Genomic DNA, 19,966 nt, shown 5'->3' with positions numbered 1-19,966 from the left:
GATTTAAATTTTTATATTATTTTATAATAATCATATATTTATTAATTATTTTAAAGTGTTTGATAAAATAAGTGAGCAATTTTGGAACACTGGTGTGCTTAAATTGTGCAATATAAGTCATTTTGATAAAGGTTATACGAATTTAATATTTATATCAGTTATCGTACAAATTAGTATATGTCGAACTTTGATAAATCTTTAATAATTGTCGATTTATTGCGGTAAAAATAAACAAAATTTACAACGTTGATTATGGGTGGCATGAAATTCGCTTTCGATTTAGGGCTGTTATCTTGTGCAGTTTTTCACTATTGTTAATTTGATATTTGGTTTCGTACCAAAGCGGTAATGTACAGGATGATCGTACCGTTAGCATACTGTTTCATATGATCTGATTCAGAGCTGAGGCGCTTTTCAAGGTTTGCTACTCTTATAAAAATACATAGGTATGAATTTGGAATCTAAGCTTTTACGTATTGCGTTGTGTGCTTATGCAATCGGTTGTGGGGAACTCGCCATTGCGAAAACTCCTGCGCAACCCAATAAAATTTTGAATTTGGCCTTTGAAGCGCCAGATGATGGTTTTGATATGGTTAAAACCTATAATTACTACAGCGGCAATATCGCAGAAGCGATATTTGAGCCTTTGTTAAAATATGATTATTTGGCTCGACCAGTGGTACTCGTGCCCAATACAGCACAGTCCTTACCAAAAATAGAACAAGAGGGTAAGGTTTATACCTTTAAAATTCAGCCTGGAATTTATTTCACTGAAGATCCTGCATTTAAGGGAAAACGACGTGAATTGACTGCGCAGGATTATATTTACTCAATACAGCGTATCAGTGATCCGAAAAATCACTCTCCAACTTACTCTTTTATCGATGGTAAGATTCAAGGTTTAGCATCTGTTGTTGCTCAGGCAAAAAAGACCGGAAAGTTTGATTATGATGCACCGATTGCAGGGCTTAAAGCTTTAGATAAATATACATTGCAATTTACCCTTACCCGTCCTGACTATAATTTTCCATATATTTTAGCTTATGTCACTTTTAGCGGAACAGCACGAGAAGTTGTTGAGTTTTATGGAGATCGTATAGCGCAACATCCCGTAGGTACTGGACCCTATCAACTCAGTAAATATGTGCCACGTAGTAAAATTGAATTAGTGGCAAATCCTGACTATCGTGGTTTTATCTGGAATTATAAATCTACAGGAACAGCTTGGGATAATCAGTTGGTCAAGGAAATGACAGGCAAAAAAATGCCCCAAGTCGGTAAGGTTGTGGTCAGTATTATTGAGGAGGAGCAATCCAGATGGTTAGCGTTTAAATCTGGGCAATTGGACTTTGATAAATTAACCTCTAATGCTGTTCCACAGGCACTCAATGGTACACAATTAAAACCTGAATTAAAGAAACAAGGTATTCAGCACTTTCCCAATAAAGATCCAGAAATTACTTACACCATGTTCAACATGAAAGATCCAATTGTGGGTGGCTATAGTTTAGATAAAATCGCCTTGCGTCGAGCGATTACCTTGGCATATAACCAAGAAGAAGCAATTAAGCAGCTTTATAAGGGACAAGCTGTCCGAGCTGAAATGCTCGTGCCAGATGGTGTACAAGGGCATAATGCCCAATATCGCAGTAGCGTGGCTTATAATCCTCTATTGGCGAACAAACTACTGGATCGATTTGGCTATAAAAAAGCCAAGGATGGATACCGAACTTTACCCAATGGGCAGCCATTGACATTGAAATACAATACGGAAAATAGTTCCAGTTCAGTCATTCATTCTGAGTTATGGAAGAAAAATTTGGACGCGATTGGGGTGCGTGTTGAATTTAAAGTCAGTAACTTTGCTGATAATTTAAAAGAAGCCATGCAATGTAAGCATATGATTTGGGGTGGTGCGTGGATTGCTGATTTCCCTGAAGGCGAAAATTTTGCTCAGTTGCTTTATGGTCCTAATTCAGGAAAAGGCAATTTAAGTTGTTATCAATCTAAAGCTTACGATTCACTTTATCAGCAAGCCTTAACCTTACCACCACAACAACGACAGCCTTTTTATGAAAAAATCAGTCGTCAGATTGAAGCCGATAATCCTTGGATTATACATACCACCCGAATTCGTAATTGGTTATTGCAACCACAAGTTCAAGGCTATAAAGCGCACCCAATGATGAATACCGTTTGGCAATATCTTGATGTACAGTCAATCAAAAAATAACTGATAAAGTTGAAGGAAATGATGAAGGATAATTTAAATAGGAAACTTAAACAGATTGGGTTAAGTGTATTGTTGGGCAGTATGATGCTTACAGGCACGATGAATGTTTTTGCCAAAAATCCAGCAGATCCAAATAAGGTTTTACGTTATGTTTTTCCCGTTGCGGAAACGGGATTTGATCCAGCTGGAACACAAGATTTGTATTCTGCACATGTGCATAATTCAATCTTTGAAGGCTTATATACCTATGATTATCTAGCATCACCTGCCAAATTAGTCCCGCGTACTGCTGTAGCATTGCCTGAAGTGAGTGCGGATGGGTTGACCTATACCTTTAAAATTAAAAAAGGTATCTATTTTGCAAAAGATCCAGTGTTTAAAGGTAAGGCGCGAGAGTTAACTGCACAAGATTATGTTTATTCTTATAAACGTTTATTAGATCCAGGTTTACATTCACCCAATAGTTGGTTGTTGGATGACAAGATCGTGGGTATAGATAAACTCCTTGATCAAGCCAAAAAAACAGGGAAGTTTGATTATGATCAACCTGTTGCAGGGCTTCAGGCAACAGATCGTTATACTTTGGTGATTAAGTTAAAACAGCCTGATCAAAACTTTCCAATGCTCTTGGCACATCAGCCAGCAGGTGCGGTGGCTCGGGAAGTAATTGAACATTATCGCGATAAATCCGGTTTTGCTATGGCTCATCCTGTAGGTACAGGTCCTTATATTTTGACCAAGTGGATTCCTGGCTCACGTATTATTTTAAAAGCAAATCCTGACTATCGTGGCTATGTTTGGGATTTCAAAGCTTCAACACCCGAAGATCAGAAAATTGTCGATGCGATGAAAGGCAAAAAGATGCCGCAAATCGGTGTGGTTGATATTCAAGTGATGGAAGAAGCGCAATCACGCTGGTTATCGTTTAGCAAAGATGAAACAGACTTATTCGTCCTTGATGGTGATTTAACTGTTCAAGCGATTCAGGATGGTCAGCTCAAGCCTGAACTGGCGAAAAAAGGCATTCAACTTTCTCGAATTGTCGATCCTTCGATTGATTATTATTACTGGAATATGCAGAATCCTGTTGTTGGTGGTTTAAGTAAAGAAAAAATTGCTTTACGTCGTGCCATGGCAATGGCGTATTCCCCAGATAACCAAATTAAAATTTTAATGAAAGGGGATGCACAAAGATTACAATTCCCTGTCCCTTATGGGGTAGTGGGGCATGATCCAAATTACAAAACCAGTATCCCTTATTCAGTCAAAGCAGCCAATTTACTTCTTGATCGTTATCACTATAAGGTGGGGGCAGATGGTTGGCGAACTTTGCCCGATGGTAAGCCGTTGGTGATCGAATTAGCAGTTTATGGGGGGAGTGCGCGTAGTCAGCAGAGTGCCGAATTTTGGAAAAAAACGTTAGACAATATTAAAGTCAAAATGACCACCAAATCCTTACCTTTTGCAGAAGGTCTAAAAGCTGAAAAGCAATGTAAAACCATGTTTAAAGGTTCTGCTTGGGTTGCTGACTATCCTGATGCTGACAACTTTATGCAATTGTTCTACAGCAAAAATATTCATGCGACCAACAATGCCTGTATGAAAATTCCTGAATATGACCGCCTCTATGAACAAACCCAAAAGTTAAAGCCGGGTCCTGAACGCGATGCACTCTATCGCAAAATGGCAAGAATATTAGAAGTTTATATGCCTGTACAAATGGCATCAACACGTTATCGAAATGCTTTGGCGCAACCGCGTGTGATTGGATTTAAAAAGCATCCTATTCTTCCATCAGAATGGATGTATTTTGATATGAAAAAGTAATTTATTGCAGTGGTTGAAAAAATAAACAGATTAAATTTTGAAAAATAAATTGAAGATTGGAGTTAAAGATGAAAATGAAGCGATTTAAGCTCTGTGCGTTATGTATGTTATCAATAGGTTTAGGACAGTGGGCATATGCACAATCGGAACGGAGTACTTTACCGAAGTTTCAAGCGAAAGACATTCCAGCCCAATGTGATGCAAAAATTGCTGATGTAAAAAGTAAACTTGCTGAATTTGCCAAAATCAAATTAAAAAATAATGCGCCTGCTGGTAATGTGTTGGCAAAGTGGGATCAAATTTTTGCTGAGTTTGAAGATTTTTATGGACCGATCAATTTGATGAGCAATGTCGATCCAGATGCAGCATTACGCAAAGCTGCTGAGGATTGTGAGGTTAAAATTAGCCAATTCCAGACTGAAGTTTATCAAGATGCCAAGTTATATCAGCAGATTAAAAAAACCAAAGCCAATAATGAGATTGACAGTAAATATCGCCAAGATATTTTAGATGGTTTTGAAGATACTGGTGTTCAGCTCTCCGCAGAAAAACAAGCCCGTTTAAAGGTCATTTTGGATGAGTTGACCAAGATCCAACAAGAATATGCGCGTAATATTCGTGATAATCCAGAAAAATTAGAATTCACACCTGCCGAGCTAAAAGGTTTACCCGAAAGTTATATCGCCAATTTAAAGAAAAATGAAAAGGGTAACTATTTATTGGGATTTGACTATCCCGAATATCGTCCATTTATGGAGTTGGCAGACAGCGATGATGCGCGTAAACGTTATCAAATTGCTTATACACGTCGCGGAACTGAAAAGAATTTAGTCCTGCTTAAACAAGCCATTGATCTGCGTTATGAGTTGGCACAACTCTTTGGTAAAACCAGCTATGCCGATTGGGCATTGAAAAACCGCATGGCGCAAAATCCTGAAACAGTCAATAAGTTCCTCAAAGACGTGCACAATACCGTTGCACCATTAGAACAAAAAGAAGTACAGACTCTCCGTGAATTCAAAGCCAAAACGTTGAACATTCCTGTGGAAAAAGCTGAAATTAATCGCTGGAGTGAAGCATATTGGAGTGAAAAATTACGCCAAGATAAGTACAAAATTGACCAAGAAAAAATGCGTGAGTATTTTCCAACCCAAGCGTCGCAAGACTGGTTATTTGCCATTTCATCTCAGTTATATGGAATCGAGTTTAAGCCTGCTAAAGTCGATGTTTGGCAAGATGAAGTTGAGTACTACGATGTAATCGATAAGCAGACAGGTCAACTTTTAGGTGGTCTGTATATGGATAAGTTTCCACGTGAAGGTAAATATGGTCACGCTGCGGTTTGGGGAGTGAGAGGCGGAAGTACACTGACCCAGCGTAAGCCCATTTCTGCTTTGGTCACCAACTTTAATCGTAAAGGCTTAAACAGTGATGAACTGGAAACATTTGTCCATGAGTTTGGTCACGCTTTACATGGAATTCTTTCAAATACGCGTTATGCCTCGCAATCAGGGACTTCTGTAGAGCGTGACTTTGTGGAAGCACCTTCCCAAATGTATGAGGAATGGGCACGTCGTAAAGAAACGCTTTCTACCTTGGCGGATTATTGTAAGCCTGCATGTCCACGCATTGATGATGAACTGATTGCAAAACTCAAAGCGGTTAAAAACTATGGACGTGGTTTGTTCTATTCTCGTCAGACCTTGTATGCGCAATATGATATGGCACTACATACTGCCAATGCATTAAAAACCCAACCCATGGACGTCTGGAAAAATCTAGAAGCTCAAACGGCTCTAGGCTATGTGCCTACGACAGAATTCCCAGGTCAGTTTGGTCATATTATGGGAGGCTATCAAGTCGGCTATTACGGTTATATGTGGTCTGAAGTCTTGGCCTTAGACATGCTTTCAGCATTTGGCGATAACTTAAATAATCCTGAAGTTGGTGCACGTTATCGGAAGACAATCTTGTCGCAAGGTGGGCAGAAGAAAGCTGAACAATTGGTGGTCGATTTCTTAGGCAGAGCACCAGATAACAAGGCATTCTTTCAAGAAATTACGGGACAACGTAACTAAAGGGAATAAGAACTATGTTGGCATATATCATACGTCGTATATGGCAAATGATTCCTACCATGTTGGGAGTTGTGTTGCTGATTTTCTTTTTATTTAATTGGGTCGGGGGCGATCCTGCATATATCCTTGCAGGCAAAATGGCGAATCCAGAACAAATTGCAAATATTCGCCAGCAATTGGGCGTTGACCAACCCTATTACATTCAACTTTGGATTTTTATTAAACAAATTATCACTTTTGATTATGGTTTTAGTTGGAGTACCGGGGAGTCTGTTTCAAATATTATTTTGACCCGTCTAGGACCATCACTCACCATCATTATTCCATTGACGATCTTACAAACTGTGATTTCAATCATTTTGGCGTTGGCTGTTGCATCGGTCCGTGGTTCTTTAACAGATCGCATGGTGATGCTGTTGTGTACCATCGGTATGTCGATCAGTATATTGGTCTATATCATTGTATTTCAATACAGTCTTGCTTATCAGCTTGGTTGGTTCCCTGTGCAAGGATGGAGTGACAGTCTGACGGGGAATTTATTTGAGTATGCCTTATTGCCAATTTTAATCATGTTAGTGGTCAGTATTGCGCCTACATTACGGCTTTATCGCAGCTTTATTTTGGATGAAGTCAATCAGGATTATGTCAGAACTGCTCGTGCAAAAGGCGTAGGGGAAGGACGTATCTTGGGGATTCATGTGCTTCGTAATGCTTCAATTCCGATTATCACTGATGTGATGGCAAGTCTGCCTGGTTTATTAATCGGTGCATTCTTAATTGAGCGTTTTTTTGGGATTCCAGGGATCGGGCGTGAAATCATCATTGCAGTTGAGCGTAGTGATTTTCCTGTGATTAAAGCCATTACTGTGTATGTCGCAGCCGCAACCATGATTTTTAATCTCATCGCTGATTTGATTTATAAAGTGGTTGATCCACGCGTACAGTTGAAGTAGGTGGGATGATGCTTGGAATTTTATCTAAAAAAGTAGAAACACAACAGCAAGCTTCTCCGGGGTTATGGCGCTTGGCTATGCGACGATTAAAAGCTGATCGTGTCGCCATGGTGTCGTTAGGGGTATTGTTCTGTTATTTCATCATCTTGATTTTATCCATGACAGGTGTCATCGCTTCTAACTGGAACAAAGAGGTTGCCGAAAGTTATGCACCTCCTACCTTTATGGGAGCAGATCAAACACTACAAAATGCTGCTCAAAAGACAGCAAATACAGCAGCTTTACCTGAAAATCCTGTTGATCCTTTAAAAGATGTTATCAAAGAATTAAATGCTCAAATTGCCACTGAGCAGGCTTCAGGTGGTGCAGTGGATTATTATGGTGTTCAAGATCCACTCGCTGAGGATATGAAGGTCATTGATCAGCAGTTGGGTGGACATTTGCTCGATCAGCAAAGCGAGTTGAAAAAAACTTTGCCTTTTGGTGCTGATAAATGGGGACAGGATGTTTTATTAAAGACCATTAAAGGCGCTGAAACCTCGATTGTTGTAGGGTTGGTTTCTGCATTGCTTGCTGTGGTGATTGGTACTTTTCTTGGGGCGATTGCAGGCTATTTTGGTGGATGGGTCGATGACGTTCTAAACTGGTTTTATAGCATTTTTACCTCTATTCCCTATTTATTACTGGTTTTGGCGATAGCAGCTGTATTACAACAAAAAGGAATTTTGTCTATCGTTTTGATTTTAGGTTTAACTGGTTGGACAGGTGTGTTTCGTTTAATTCGTGCTGAATATATGAAGCATACCTCACGTGAATATGTGCTTGCGGCTAAAGCTATTGGGGTGAGCCACCTGAGACGAATGTTTGTGCATATCTTTCCCAATGTCAGTCATATTGCACTGGTTCAAATGTCAATTTTAGTGGTTGGATTTATTAAATCAGAAGTGATTTTAAGTTTCCTTGGCTTTGGTGTTCCTGTAGGGGTTGTGTCATGGGGCAGTATGCTAAATGAAGCACAAAGCGAGCTCATACTGGGTAAATGGTGGCAATTGGTTGCTGCATCAGTCGCAATGGCAGTACTCGTCACGGCATTTTCAATGTTTACAGATGCATTACGTGATGCACTAGACCCGAAATTAAAATAAGGAGCACATCAATGTCAGAACAATATGTGACACCTCCTGTATTGCTCAGTGTTCAAGATCTGAGTGTGAGTTTTAAGGGGGAAAATAAGCAATTCATTGAAACTGTAAAAGGCATTTCTTTTCAGATTCCTGCCAATACCACCGTGGCATTGGTGGGTGAGTCTGGCAGTGGTAAGTCTGTGACGTCTTTGGCAACAATGGGACTATTACCCAAAGATCAGTCTCGTATCGGTGAAAAAAGTAAAATTATGTTTGAAGGTCAAGATTTACTGGGTTTGACAACCAAACAAATGCGTAAGATTTGTGGTAAAGATATTGCCATGATTTTTCAGGAACCGATGTCATCGCTTAATCCTGTCTTTACTGTCGGTGATCAAATTGCTGAAATTCTACGTATTCACTTAAACATGGGACGAAAACAAGCGCGACAACGTGCACTTGCGTTACTCACTGAAGTGGGGATCCCATCACCAGAAACCAAGATTGATGCATATCCCAATCAGCTTTCAGGTGGTCAGCAGCAACGGGTCATGATTGCAATGGCAATTGCCTGTGAACCGAAATTACTGATCGCTGATGAACCCACCACAGCATTAGATGTTACGATTCAAAAACAAATCTTAGATTTGTTAGAGGCTTTGCGTAAACGCCGCCAAATGTCGATGCTATTTATTACTCATGATTTGGCTTTGGTGAATGAAATTGCTGATCAAGTCATTGTGATGCGTCATGGTGAAATTCGTGAGCAAGGTTTAGCCAACGAGGTGCTAGAACATCCCAAAGATCCATATACCAAAGCTTTATTGTTATGCCGACCAACATTATCACAACGTCCTTATCGTTTACCTGTCATCAGTGACTTTCTTAAACAACAAGAAGGGCATTGGGTCGAAGGCGGAGATTTAGCAAAAACAAAAATACCAGAAAGAACACGTGGTTTAGTCGGTGGTGAGGAAATCATCCTAGAAGTCAAAGGCTTAAAAAAATCATTTTTTAGCAGTAAAGGGTTCTTTGGAAAAGAGGAATATCAAGCGGTAAAAGGTGCATCTTTTCAATTGGCAAAAGGAAAGACATTAGGCTTGGTCGGTGAGTCAGGTTCTGGTAAAACCACGATTGGCTTATTGCTGATGCGTCTACAACAGGCTACAGGCGGGCAGGCATTATTTCAAGGTAAAGATATTTTGGCAATGTCTGAAAAAGAATTCACCCAATATCAACGTAAAATTCAGATTATTTTCCAAAACCCATATGCTTCACTGAACCCACGTTTTACGGTTGGACAGATCTTGATGGAACCGATGCAGATTCATCGCATTGGTGCAAACGATGTAGAGCGCAAACAGTTTGCTTTAGCCTTATTGGAGAAAGTCAGCTTACCTGTACAGGCTTTTGATCGTTATCCACACGAGTTTTCGGGTGGTCAGCGTCAACGGATTGCAATTGCTCGTTGTTTAACCTTAAAGCCTGAAATTTTAATTTGTGATGAGTCAGTATCTGCATTGGATGTATCTGTTCAAGCTCAGGTGTTAAATTTACTTCAGGATTTACAAGATGAGTTTGGATTGAGCTATATTTTTATTTCACATGATCTATCTGTAGTGAAATATATTTCTGATCAAATCATGGTGATGAATCATGGTGATATTGTCGAAATTGCCAATTCTGATGAACTGTATCAGTCACCTAAACATGAGTATACCAAACGCTTGTTGAGTGCCATTCCAAAAGCTGTTGTTGAGTAACTGTTCTGATCCGATGCACATCAAAAAGCCACTCAATCGAGTGGCTTTTTAGCGTTCAGTCTATGTATGACTTAAAACTTTTTAAAACCTTTATTCACTACAAAAGGTTTTTTCTTTTCAGGTTGTTCACTACGTTCTTGACGGTCTGAATAATCACGACGATCATTGCTGTAACGTTCATCTGAGCGGTTACGATTTTGTGGTGAACCATAGCGGTTTTCAGAGCGGTTGCTGTTAAAGCTGTTGCCACGATTATCTGCACGATCTTGATTGTAATGGTTGCCACCAGAACGCGCTTTATTAAAACGGTTTTCAGAACGTTCATTACGTTGATCAGCACGATTTTCACTGCGGTTTTGACCATATTGATTTGAACCCGCTTTATAGTCGCGTTGTTCATTATGGTTAGTTTGTTGCTCACCTTCATTGTCACGACGTTGCTGACGAAGGAAACCGCCACGACGTGCAGCCATTGGTTTGTCTTGCATACGTTCTGTACGGCGTTTTGCCATACCAAATAGACCCGTACCTTGACGTGGTTTTAGTTCAACCGCTTTGGTTAAATTATCAATATCAGTTTTATCCAGTTCCATCCAACGACCTGTACGAAGTTCACGAGGCAAAATCACAGTACCGTAACGTGTACGTAGCAAGCGACTTACTTTTAAACCTTGTGATTCAAAAATACGGCGAACCTCACGGTTACGACCTTCTTTTACAACGACTTGGTACCAGCGATTGATCCCTTCACCACCAATTTCAGAGAAAGATTCAAATTTAGCTGGACCATCATCTAAAACAACGCCATTTGTCATGTTGTTTTTAAGTTGAGGCGTGACTTCTCCCATGACACGAACAGCATATTCACGTTCGATTTCATTTGAGGGATGCATTAAACGATTGGCAAGTTCACCATCGTTTGTGAAAAGCAATAAACCGGTAGAGTTAATGTCTAAACGACCTACCATGACCCAACGGTCGTTGGCAATTGGCGGTAAATGATCAAACACGGTCGGGCGAGACTCTGGATCATTACGTGAGCAGATTTCACCTTCTGGTTTGTAGTAAATCAATACACGACGACGGATTTCGTCTTCAATTTGGAACTGAACCTTACGACCATCGATGCGAAGCTCATCACCTGGTTCGATACGTTCACCCACTTGAGCAACCTGCCCGTTGACACTTACACGACCAGCGGCAATGACCTCTTCCATATAACGGCGAGAGCCCAGACCAACTCGTGCGAGTACCTTTTGCAATTTTTCACTCATGACAGCATAACCTTAGAAATAATCATCAACAGTGCACCTATTTAAGACTTTGGCGCTTGCGCATCCAAAGCCATAAAAGCTTCCTTGGCGTCCTGTAGGGGAGGCAATTGATCCAAAGACACTAGACCAAAGGCATTTAAAAATTGTGGCGTCGTTACCAACAACGCGGGTCTTCCTGGGAGCTCACGGTAACCAGATTCTTTAATCCAGTTCCAATCAAATAAAGTCCTGAGTATTTGACTATTATTTGTCACTCCTCGTATTTGCTCAATATCAGCGCGGGTTACAGGCTGATGATAAGCAATCACTGCAACAGTTTCTAACAGTGATGGCGATAATCTGGTTGGTCGATCAGGCCAAACTTGTGCAATCATATTGCGATATTTAGCACGAACTTGAAAACGATAACCTTGAGCGGTTTCAATCAGCTCAATAGAACGACCATGTTGTAAAACAGACAGTTGTTGTAAATACTGTTGCAACTGCTGTTTAGAGTACTGATTTTGAAATGCTTCTTTTAAACGTGCTAGAGAGACAGGGGCGTCACTGGCAAAGATAATCGCTTCAAGTTGCATCAAAACTTCATGATGTAATTCATCAACATTAAATACATTATTTTGATCTATGGTCATGCGTTTGCACCTTGAATGGAAAGAGGAGCTTCGACACCAGATGAAATAATTTGAACTTTTTGCTGACGCGTCAGCTCTAAGATTGCCATGAAAGTTACCACCATGCCCATACGACCTTGGTTTGGCTTAAGCAATTCTTGAAAACTGAGTACTCCACCAGATTGGGTCATATATTCAATATAAGCAATACGTTCTTCAAGCAGGACAGGCTCTTGTTCAATTTTATGGGTAATTGGTTCAGGGCGGTTAAAAATGCAGTACAAGGCATCTTTTAACATGTTGACATCATAGCCCTCATATACTTTTGGAATTTCACCAATTGCCACATGACTGGCAAAAGTATCTCGGTCTAAAACAGGCATTTGTCCTAAACGTTCAGCTGCTTGTTTGATTCGTAAATAAGTTTCTAAACGATCAATAAGATCTTGTTTTGGATCTTTTTCGATATTAATTGTTTTCGGTTTTGGCAACAACAAGCGCGATTTTAAATCAGCTAACAGTGCTGCCATGACCATGTAGTCCGCAGTGAGTTCAATGTTAAGCGATTTCATATTGTCCATATAAGACAGATATTGCGTTGCAATTGGAGCAATATCCAATTGTAAAAGATCAAAACCGTTTTTCTGAATCAGATAAATTAAAAAGTCGAGTGGTCCTTCGAAATGTTCAAGCAGAATTTCGAATGCAGCAGGAGGAATGTATAAATCCTCTGGAATTTCTTCTTGCCATTCATCCAATACACGGATGTTGGAAATGGATTCCATAGGATGATGAGTTGCTTGAGTCATTACGATTATTAGCCACGCGAATTTTCAAAGGCATGTTTATTCGTGCTACCACGCATAAAACAGTTGCTTTGGCGCAAGGTGGTGACGAATTACGAAAAGATAGTAGGTGCATTTTAAAGTAAAAGTTCGCAGGAATACATTGCTAAATCATAAAAACGATAAAAAACCTGAAAATAAATAGGGAATATCACGTCACAAAATATGTCAGACTGTCGATAAAATCATCGAAAATTTTAAAAATTATAGTGAGATCATCGGTTTACAAAGACCAAGCACATAGAGTATAAATGGAGAATGTTTTTATTAAGCTGTTGTAATTAAAATAATTTTTATTGGTTTTGGTTGGTGTGGAGCTAGCCATTTTATGTATGTGCTGGAGGGGAAGTCTTATAGATCAATAAAAAAAGCATGAGGATGAGTCATGCTAAAGAGGGAACTGAATTCAAAAATATTTAGGTTTTTAGTCCCTTTTATAGGATAGCCATACTAAGCTCTGAGAATTGAGCCTGAAAACTAAAAACTTTTGGTGAGTGCAAAAGTCAAGGTTGAGTCAATCGGATTAGAAACTTTAGCATTTGGGTTACCGTTACTATAGTTCTGATAGAAACCATCTTTATCCCAGGCTTTGCTATAACTCAAACTGCTTGAAATCTGATAAGGCAATTGTTTACTGATGGTCAAACTTGCATCCTGAAAGTTAGCCTCAGAAAAATTTCGAATACGTTGGTGACCATAGTGTGCATTTACAGACCAACCTTGAGTAATGGGTTGATACCAATTCAAGTCTAGATATCCAGAGCCACGAGAGTGTTGATTGTTGCCAATGGCTAAGGTGTCAGAGTTATTGCCAAAGTAGTCTTGTGTATAGGTGATGGCATATTTCAAGCTGAATGGACCATAACTGATTTCAGGAATGATCTCACCATAATTAAATCGGGTATGTGCCGTTTCTGCTGTAGTTTTTGCACCAGGGTAATAGTAATACGCGACTTTTGTACCTAGCGTAAGCTCACCGAAACTACGGCGATATCCGCTATATACATCCCATTCGACAGTCGCATCTCGGATAAAATCATCACTGACTGTAGATGCCCATGTTCCTGCAAAAAAGCGATTGCTATGATTGTAATCTAAGCCACCTTGTACAGCAGGTTTCCCCCAAGTTTGTTGGAAACCACGTGAAATATATTGGCTTGCTATGGTTAGATTCGCGCTATACGGTGATGTCGTGACTGTACTCGATTCGTCTGCATAGATGCCTTGAACGTATATGCTGCAAGGAATGAGAAATAATAGTTGCTTTTTCATCTTATTCGTCCTTGTGTAATGCGCCAGCTCAGTGCTTACTCAGCTGGCGCAATATAGACCTCTATGAATGGATTGCACGCAAAGGTGCTTGGCGTACAGGCGTTGTTCCTGCCTTGTAATAGCCCGCTTCAGATCGTGGTAACTTTTGACCACGGATTTGATCTGCAATTTTTTCTGCGATCATAATGGTGGTTGCATTTAAGTTTCCAGTAATGATCAATGGCATGATCGAGGCATCTACGACACGTAAACCTTCTAAGCCATGCACTCGACCTTGACCATCCACCACGGCCATTTCATCTTCACCCATTTTGCAACTGCAAGAAGGGTGATAAGCCGTTTCTGCATGGTTCCGTACGAAATCATCTAGCTCAGCATCGGTTTGTACTTTCTTACCAGGACTGATTTCATCACCTCGATAGGCATCCAAAGCAGGCTGTTGCATGATTTCACGAGTAATGCGAATTGCATCTCTAAATTCACGCCAGTCTTGTTCAGTGGACATATAGTTGAACAAAATACTTGGATGTTGAAACGGATCTTTTGAATTGAGCTTGATTCGACCACGAGACGGTGAGCGCATGGAACCGACATGCGCTTGAAAGCCATGTTCTTTAACAGCATTACTACCATTGTAGTTAATCGCCACAGGCAAGAAGTGATATTGGATATTGGGCCAATCAAACTCATCTGAGCTACGGATAAAGCCGCCTGCTTCAAACTGGTTACTTGCGCCAATGCCTGTGCCATTAAAGAGCCATTCAGCACCAATCGCAGGTTGATTAAACCATTTTAGTGCTGGATACAGAGAAACAGGCTGCTTACACTTATACTGTAAGTACATTTCCAAATGGTCTTGTAGATTTTCACCCACACCTGGCAAATCATGAACCACAGCAATATCCATTGATTTGAGGAAAGTACTTTGACCTACGCCTGAGCGTTGCAAAATTTGTGGTGAAGCAATCGCACCTGCACACAGTAAAACTTCCCGTTTTGCTTGCGCTTGTTTTAAATTGGCTTGGTCAGCACCCAGAATATACTCTACACCGACCGCTTGTTTCTGGTTAAAAAGAATTTTATTGGTGGTTGCATGGGTGACAATGGTTAAGTTTGGTCGACCTTTCGCCATATCCAAATAACCACGCGCTGTACTTGAACGACGACCTTTTGGTGTTACAGTGCGGTCCATTGGACCAAAGCCTTCTTGTTGATAGCCGTTCAAATCATCAGTACGTGGGTAACCTGCCTGTACGCCTGCTTCAACCATGGCATGGAACAGTACATTGTTACCATTTTTTGGCGTAGCCACAGACACTGGACCGTTGTCACCATGATAGTCATTACCACCGATATCTCGTGTTTCGGCTTTTTTGTAATAAGGCAAACAATCCGCATAAGTCCAGTCTTCCAGACCTTTGTGGGTTGACCACTGATCTAGGTCCATAGCATTACCACGGATGTAGCACATTCCGTTAATCAACGAAGAGCCACCTAGACCTTTACCACGACCGCATTCCATACGGCGATTGTTCATATGGGGTTCTGGGTCGGTTAAATACGCCCAATTGTAACGACGACCTTGTAATGGATATGCCAAGGCAGCAGGCATTTGGGTACGGAAATCTAAACGATAGTCAGGACCGCCTGCTTCTAATAATAAAACAGTGACATCTTTGTCTTCAGTCAAACGAGTAGCCAATACATTTCCGGCAGATCCTGCGCCAATGATAATGTAGTCATAGGATTGAGTATTCATAATTATCCTTTTTGTATTTCTTAAAGGTGCCAATGCAATCAAGTGATGACATGGCACATAGGATGGATTGAGAGGGAAGGGGTGAGTGCATTAAAAAATGCTTTGGTACTCACCTAATTCAACTTGAATCGATTTAATGCGTGTGTAATGTGCGAGTGTAGTCAAGCCATTTTCACGACCCACACCAGATTGCTTATAACCGCCAACTGGCATTTCTGCAGGAGATTCACCCCAAGTATTGATCCAGCAAATTCCTGCTTCGATTTGGTGAATAATACGGTGTGCTCGGGTGATGTCTTGAGTCACAATACCCGCTGCAAGACCAAAAGTCGTGTCGTTAGCACGGCGAATGACTTCTTCCTCAGTGTCATAACTGAGAATGCTCATCACAGGTCCGAAAATTTCTTCTTCAACAATGCGCATATCATCTTGACAGTGACTAAAAACAGTCGGTAATACATAAGCCCCTTTGGCTAAATCACCTTCAGTCGCACGCCCACCACCGATAAGCAGTTTTGCACCTTGTTGTTTGCCTGACTCAATGAAAGACAATACCTTTTCCATATGTGGAAAGCTGGTGAGCGGACCAAAGTTGGTGTTTTCTGACATTGGATCGCCAATGCGAATTCGCTTAACACGTTCAACAATCGCTTTTTCAAAGTCAGCGAGTAAAGATTTAGGCACAAAGACGCGTGTACCATTGGTACATACTTGTCCTGAGCTAAAAAAATTCGCCATGATGGCAATGTCGGCGGCACGGTCTAGATTGGCATCATCGCAAATGATCAATGGTGATTTACCACCGAGTTCCATTGTGACTTCTTTAAGGGTTGAACCTGCTGCACTGGCCATGACTTTCTTGCCTGTTTCTACACCGCCTGTAAAAGAAATTTTTTCAATCACAGGGTGTTCAGTCAGCCATTGTCCAATTTCACGACCTGCACCTTGTACAACGTTAAATACGCCATCTGGCAGACCTGCTTCCGTATAGATTTCTGCAAGTTTAAATGCTGTAAGCGGGGTAGTTTCACTTGGTTTGAAAATCATAGCATTTCCGGCTGCAAGGGCAGGAGCAGATTTCCAAAGTGCAATTTGAATTGGATAGTTCCAAGCACCAATGCCTGCAACCACACCCAATGGTTCACGACGGGTATAAAAAAAGCTGGAATCACGAAGGGGAACTTGTTCACCTTGAATCGCAGTGGCAAGTCCTGCGTAATATTCTAAAACATCAGCCCCTGTGACAATATCAACAGTTGACGTTTCGCTATATGCTTTACCTGTATCCAGTGTTTCTAAGTGCGCTAACTGGTCATTACGCTCACGAAGAATATCTACAGCACGGCGTAAAATACGTGAACGTTCCATCGCCGTCATGGCTGCCCAAATTTTCTGACCTTGTCGTGCGCTTTGAACAGCTGTTTCAATATCTTGTTGTGATGCTTGCTGAAGTGTTGCAATCACCTCACCATTGGCAGGGTTAATACTATTAAATGTTTTACCACTGGTCGCGGCAACATAGCGACCATGGATATACAATTGATGAACTTGTGAATCACTCATTCTGTCTCTCCTGCAAAGGTTTTTGCGCAAATTGCAATTGCGTTTTTACATAATCATAAGCAATGGATCGTGCCAGTTCACTGTCAAATTCATCATGACTGGCTAAACTGCCACGTAACCATAATCCGTCAATCAAAGCTGCCAATCCACGCGCAGCAATACTTGCCTGTTCTTTGTTCAATAACTTGAGGAAATGAAACTTCAAGTTTGAATATAGACGTTGGTCGTTAATTTGTTGCAAGCGTCCCAATTCAGGGAGATGCATACTTGCAGACCAAAAGTCTAACCAGACACGCATTGCTTGTTTATTGACCTGACTGATATCAAAGTTGGAATCAATAATTGCCTTAATCTGGCTTTCTGGATGCGTATCTGCTTCAGCTTTATTCTGGTCGGTTTTTCGACGCAAAACGTTGAGCATTTCTTGCATACAGGTATTGATTAATCCTTGTTTATCACCAAAATAGTGACTGACAATACCTGTTGATAATTCAGCTTTTTTTGCAATTTGTGCAATGGTTGTATTGGACAATCCCACTTCATAAATCACATGAAATGCGGCATTGATAATTTCTTCACGTCGCACATGCTCTGGTTTTACTCTACGCTTTGTCATGCTTTTCCATTCGCCCTAAATAGGGTTTTTATCTAACATTTCTCGATGTAGAGCATCATAACATTTTAATCATACTTTTTATTGATTGAACGTTCAATCAATAAAAAGTATAATCTGCAAAAATCAATAATTCTTTGATGGGCAATATAAGATCTAAATGGCTAAATCAAGTTCGTTGAAGGTCGGTGTGCTAAGTCGAAAAAAGTGCCTATCATCTTATTTTTAAAGAAAATACACCGTTTGCAAGGAGCAAGAGCATGGTGTCAAAAAGTCATGAAGGATCCGAATCCGAACATGTTCGATTAAATTTATTTGTATTTGGAAGTTCAGCAGTCAGTATCGGTATTTTTGGGTTATTATTTGTGTTATTTCCTGAAAAAAGCCAATTTTGGCTGACCTATGTACAAGAGCAAGCCAACCAGCTATTTGGTTGGTACTATATGTTGGTGATCGTCGGCTGCATCGGTTTCGTTGCTTGGTTAGCTTTTTCAAGGTTTGGTCAAATTCCTTTAGGTAAAGATGACGATAAGCCTGAGTTTGGCTATCTGGCTTGGGTTTCCATGTTGTTCTCTGCAGGTATTGGGATCGCCTTACTCTACTATGGTGTTGCTGAACCGGTTGATCATTTCCTACGACCGCCAGAAGGTGAGGGTGGAACCATTCAAGCAGCACGTGATGCCATGATGTATAGCTTTTTACATTGGGGCATTCATGGTTGGGTGCTCTATGCCTTATTGGGTGTGACTCTGGGCTATTTTGCCTTCCGCCTAGACTTACCTTTAGCACTACGCTCAGCACTGTATCCAATTTTTGGTCAAAAGATCTATGGTTTGATTGGTGACTGTGTTGACGGCTTTGGTATTTTAGCTACTGTCATTTCTTTGGTCACCAATTTAGGGATTGGTGCATTGGTTCTGGTCTCAGGAATTAGTTATTTACTCCCAGAAATTCCCAATAATAATATTACCTTGATTAGTGTGGTCTTGGTGATGATGGCTGTTGCGACGATTACCACGGTAGTCGGTATTGAAAAAGGTTTAGCTTGGCTTTCAAGGATTAATTTACGTTTACTCTATGCTTTATTGCTTTTTGTATTTTTAACAGGACCCACCAATCATTTATTGAATGGTCTGGTACAAAATATTGGTGATTATCTTAATCATTTTGTCGTTAAAAGTTTTGATGTGTATTTATACAATCAAAAAGCCAGTGCGTGGTTAGGTTCGTGGACAGTGTTTTACTGGGCATGGTGGATTGCTTGGGCGCCATTTGTAGGAATGTTTATTGCCCGAATTTCAAAAGGTCGTACAATTCGCGAAGTGGTATTGGGTGTATGTCTGATTCCTCTTGGTTTTACACTGGCTTGGCTTTCTATCTTTGGAAATACTGCAATTGATTTGATTTTGAATCAAAAGCAAAAAATTCTAGGGGATATGGTGTTAACTGATCCTGCTTTGTCTTTGTTTAAATTATTAGAATATTTACCTTTCAATCCTTATGTGGCTGGTATTGTCGTGGTGATCTGTTTTGTCCTATTTTTAACTCCAGTAGGTTCAGGGACATTGATGATTGCGAATTTATCAACAAAAGGTGGAAGTAGTGAAAGTGACTCACCGATCTGGTTACGAATTTTCTGGTCAGTGGTGATTACATTGGTCAGTGTTGGTCTGTTGTTGGCAGGGAGCTTCCATTCCATGCAAAGCGCCGTAGTACTTTGTGGATTGCCATTCTCTGTGATTATTTTGTTGTATATGTTTGGTATGAGAAAGGCGTTGTTACAGGATCATTTTAAACCTCAACCACCAATTTCACAGCAAGCACCCCAGCAAGAGAATTCCAGTCAAGACCCATCTTGATTGTGCAAATCCAGATACACCCATTCTGAAATATGTAATCTACTTATATTCAGAATGGGAAAATTGATAGCTAGATAAATAATTTACTTGATGATTTTGACAGTATCTTTTATCTGTGAACAGTATGACACCTTAGTCTTGGTGGTCGTGTTCAATTCAATATCTATCATTCATTGATAAGACTGACACAAA

At 40.4% G+C, this 19,966-nt stretch carries 13 protein-coding genes and 1 pseudogene; 7 read left to right on the top strand and 7 right to left on the bottom strand.

Translation table 11 applies throughout. The features are described from left to right. Nucleotides 1–442: 442 nt before the first annotated feature. The 6 genes from F938_RS15955 (at nucleotide 443) to F938_RS15930 (ending at nucleotide 9,978) form a co-directional block, all read left to right on the top strand. Entirely contained in the window at nucleotides 443–2,233 is a 1,791-nt protein-coding gene (locus tag F938_RS15955) for an ABC transporter substrate-binding protein (RefSeq protein ID WP_026040282.1), read from the top strand. Nucleotides 2,234–2,254: 21 nt separating this feature from the next. Next, on the top strand, nucleotides 2,255–4,060 hold the full coding sequence (locus tag F938_RS15950; protein ID WP_005033387.1) for an ABC transporter substrate-binding protein: 1,806 nt from the start codon (nucleotides 2,255–2,257) through the stop codon (nucleotides 4,058–4,060). Between the two features lie 68 nt (nucleotides 4,061–4,128). Next, a complete protein-coding gene (locus tag F938_RS15945) occupies nucleotides 4,129–6,138 on the top strand; it encodes a M3 family metallopeptidase (protein WP_005033384.1) in 2,010 nt (669 codons plus the stop codon). Nucleotides 6,139–6,152: 14 nt separating this feature from the next. Continuing rightward, on the top strand, nucleotides 6,153–7,091 hold the full coding sequence (locus F938_RS15940; protein WP_005033381.1) for an ABC transporter permease: 939 nt from the start codon (nucleotides 6,153–6,155) through the stop codon (nucleotides 7,089–7,091). 8 nt (nucleotides 7,092–7,099) lie between these two features. After that, on the top strand, nucleotides 7,100–8,236 hold the full coding sequence (locus tag F938_RS15935; protein WP_005033379.1) for an ABC transporter permease: 1,137 nt from the start codon (nucleotides 7,100–7,102) through the stop codon (nucleotides 8,234–8,236). Between the two features lie 11 nt (nucleotides 8,237–8,247). After that, nucleotides 8,248–9,978 carry an ABC transporter ATP-binding protein gene (locus F938_RS15930; protein ID WP_005033377.1) on the top strand — a complete coding sequence of 577 codons (1,731 nt, stop codon included), beginning with the start codon at nucleotides 8,248–8,250 and terminating at the stop codon, nucleotides 9,976–9,978. A gap of 415 nt (nucleotides 9,979–10,393) precedes the next feature. On the opposite strand, the pseudogene rluB reads toward F938_RS15930, so the two are convergent. The 7 genes and pseudogenes from rluB to betI all read right to left on the bottom strand — a co-directional run. Further along, nucleotides 10,394–11,252 (bottom strand): annotated as a pseudogene (rluB, locus tag F938_RS15925) (23S rRNA pseudouridine(2605) synthase RluB); the annotation flags it as partial. Nucleotides 11,253–11,293: 41 nt separating this feature from the next. Then, nucleotides 11,294–11,884 carry an SMC-Scp complex subunit ScpB gene (scpB, locus tag F938_RS15920; protein ID WP_004829778.1) on the bottom strand — a complete coding sequence of 197 codons (591 nt, stop codon included), beginning with the start codon at nucleotides 11,882–11,884 and terminating at the stop codon, nucleotides 11,294–11,296. Further along, a complete protein-coding gene (locus F938_RS15915) occupies nucleotides 11,881–12,672 on the bottom strand; it encodes a segregation and condensation protein A (RefSeq protein WP_005033372.1) in 792 nt (263 codons plus the stop codon). Before F938_RS15915 ends, scpB begins: the two co-directional genes overlap by 4 nt. Nucleotides 12,673–13,185: 513 nt before the next feature. Continuing rightward, the gene (locus F938_RS15910; RefSeq protein WP_005033370.1) at nucleotides 13,186–13,980 is read right to left on the bottom strand and encodes a TorF family putative porin; all 795 of its coding nucleotides are present in this window, start codon (nucleotides 13,978–13,980) and stop codon (nucleotides 13,186–13,188) included. 61 nt (nucleotides 13,981–14,041) lie between these two features. Continuing rightward, complete coding sequence (gene betA / locus F938_RS15905; RefSeq protein WP_005033368.1) at nucleotides 14,042–15,739, bottom strand: choline dehydrogenase; 1,698 nt, start codon at nucleotides 15,737–15,739, stop codon at nucleotides 14,042–14,044. Nucleotides 15,740–15,829: 90 nt separating this feature from the next. Next, a complete protein-coding gene (gene betB / locus F938_RS15900; protein WP_005033363.1) occupies nucleotides 15,830–17,302 on the bottom strand; it encodes a betaine-aldehyde dehydrogenase in 1,473 nt (490 codons plus the stop codon). Beyond that, on the bottom strand, nucleotides 17,295–17,918 hold the full coding sequence (betI, locus tag F938_RS15895) for a transcriptional regulator BetI (RefSeq protein ID WP_005033361.1): 624 nt from the start codon (nucleotides 17,916–17,918) through the stop codon (nucleotides 17,295–17,297). The genes betB and betI overlap by 8 nt, the downstream gene beginning before the upstream one ends. Nucleotides 17,919–18,175: 257 nt before the next feature. Between betI and F938_RS15890 the strand changes: the two genes are divergently transcribed. Then, entirely contained in the window at nucleotides 18,176–19,774 is a 1,599-nt protein-coding gene (locus F938_RS15890; protein WP_005033360.1) for a BCCT family transporter, read from the top strand. Nucleotides 19,775–19,966: the final 192 nt, after the last annotated feature.

Origin of the sequence: Acinetobacter bereziniae LMG 1003 = CIP 70.12 (assembly GCF_000368925.1) — a bacterium.
GTDB lineage: Bacteria > Pseudomonadota > Gammaproteobacteria > Pseudomonadales > Moraxellaceae > Acinetobacter > Acinetobacter bereziniae.
Note: the sequence above shows the minus strand (reverse complement) of the source record. Positions and strands in the feature narration are given on the sequence as shown.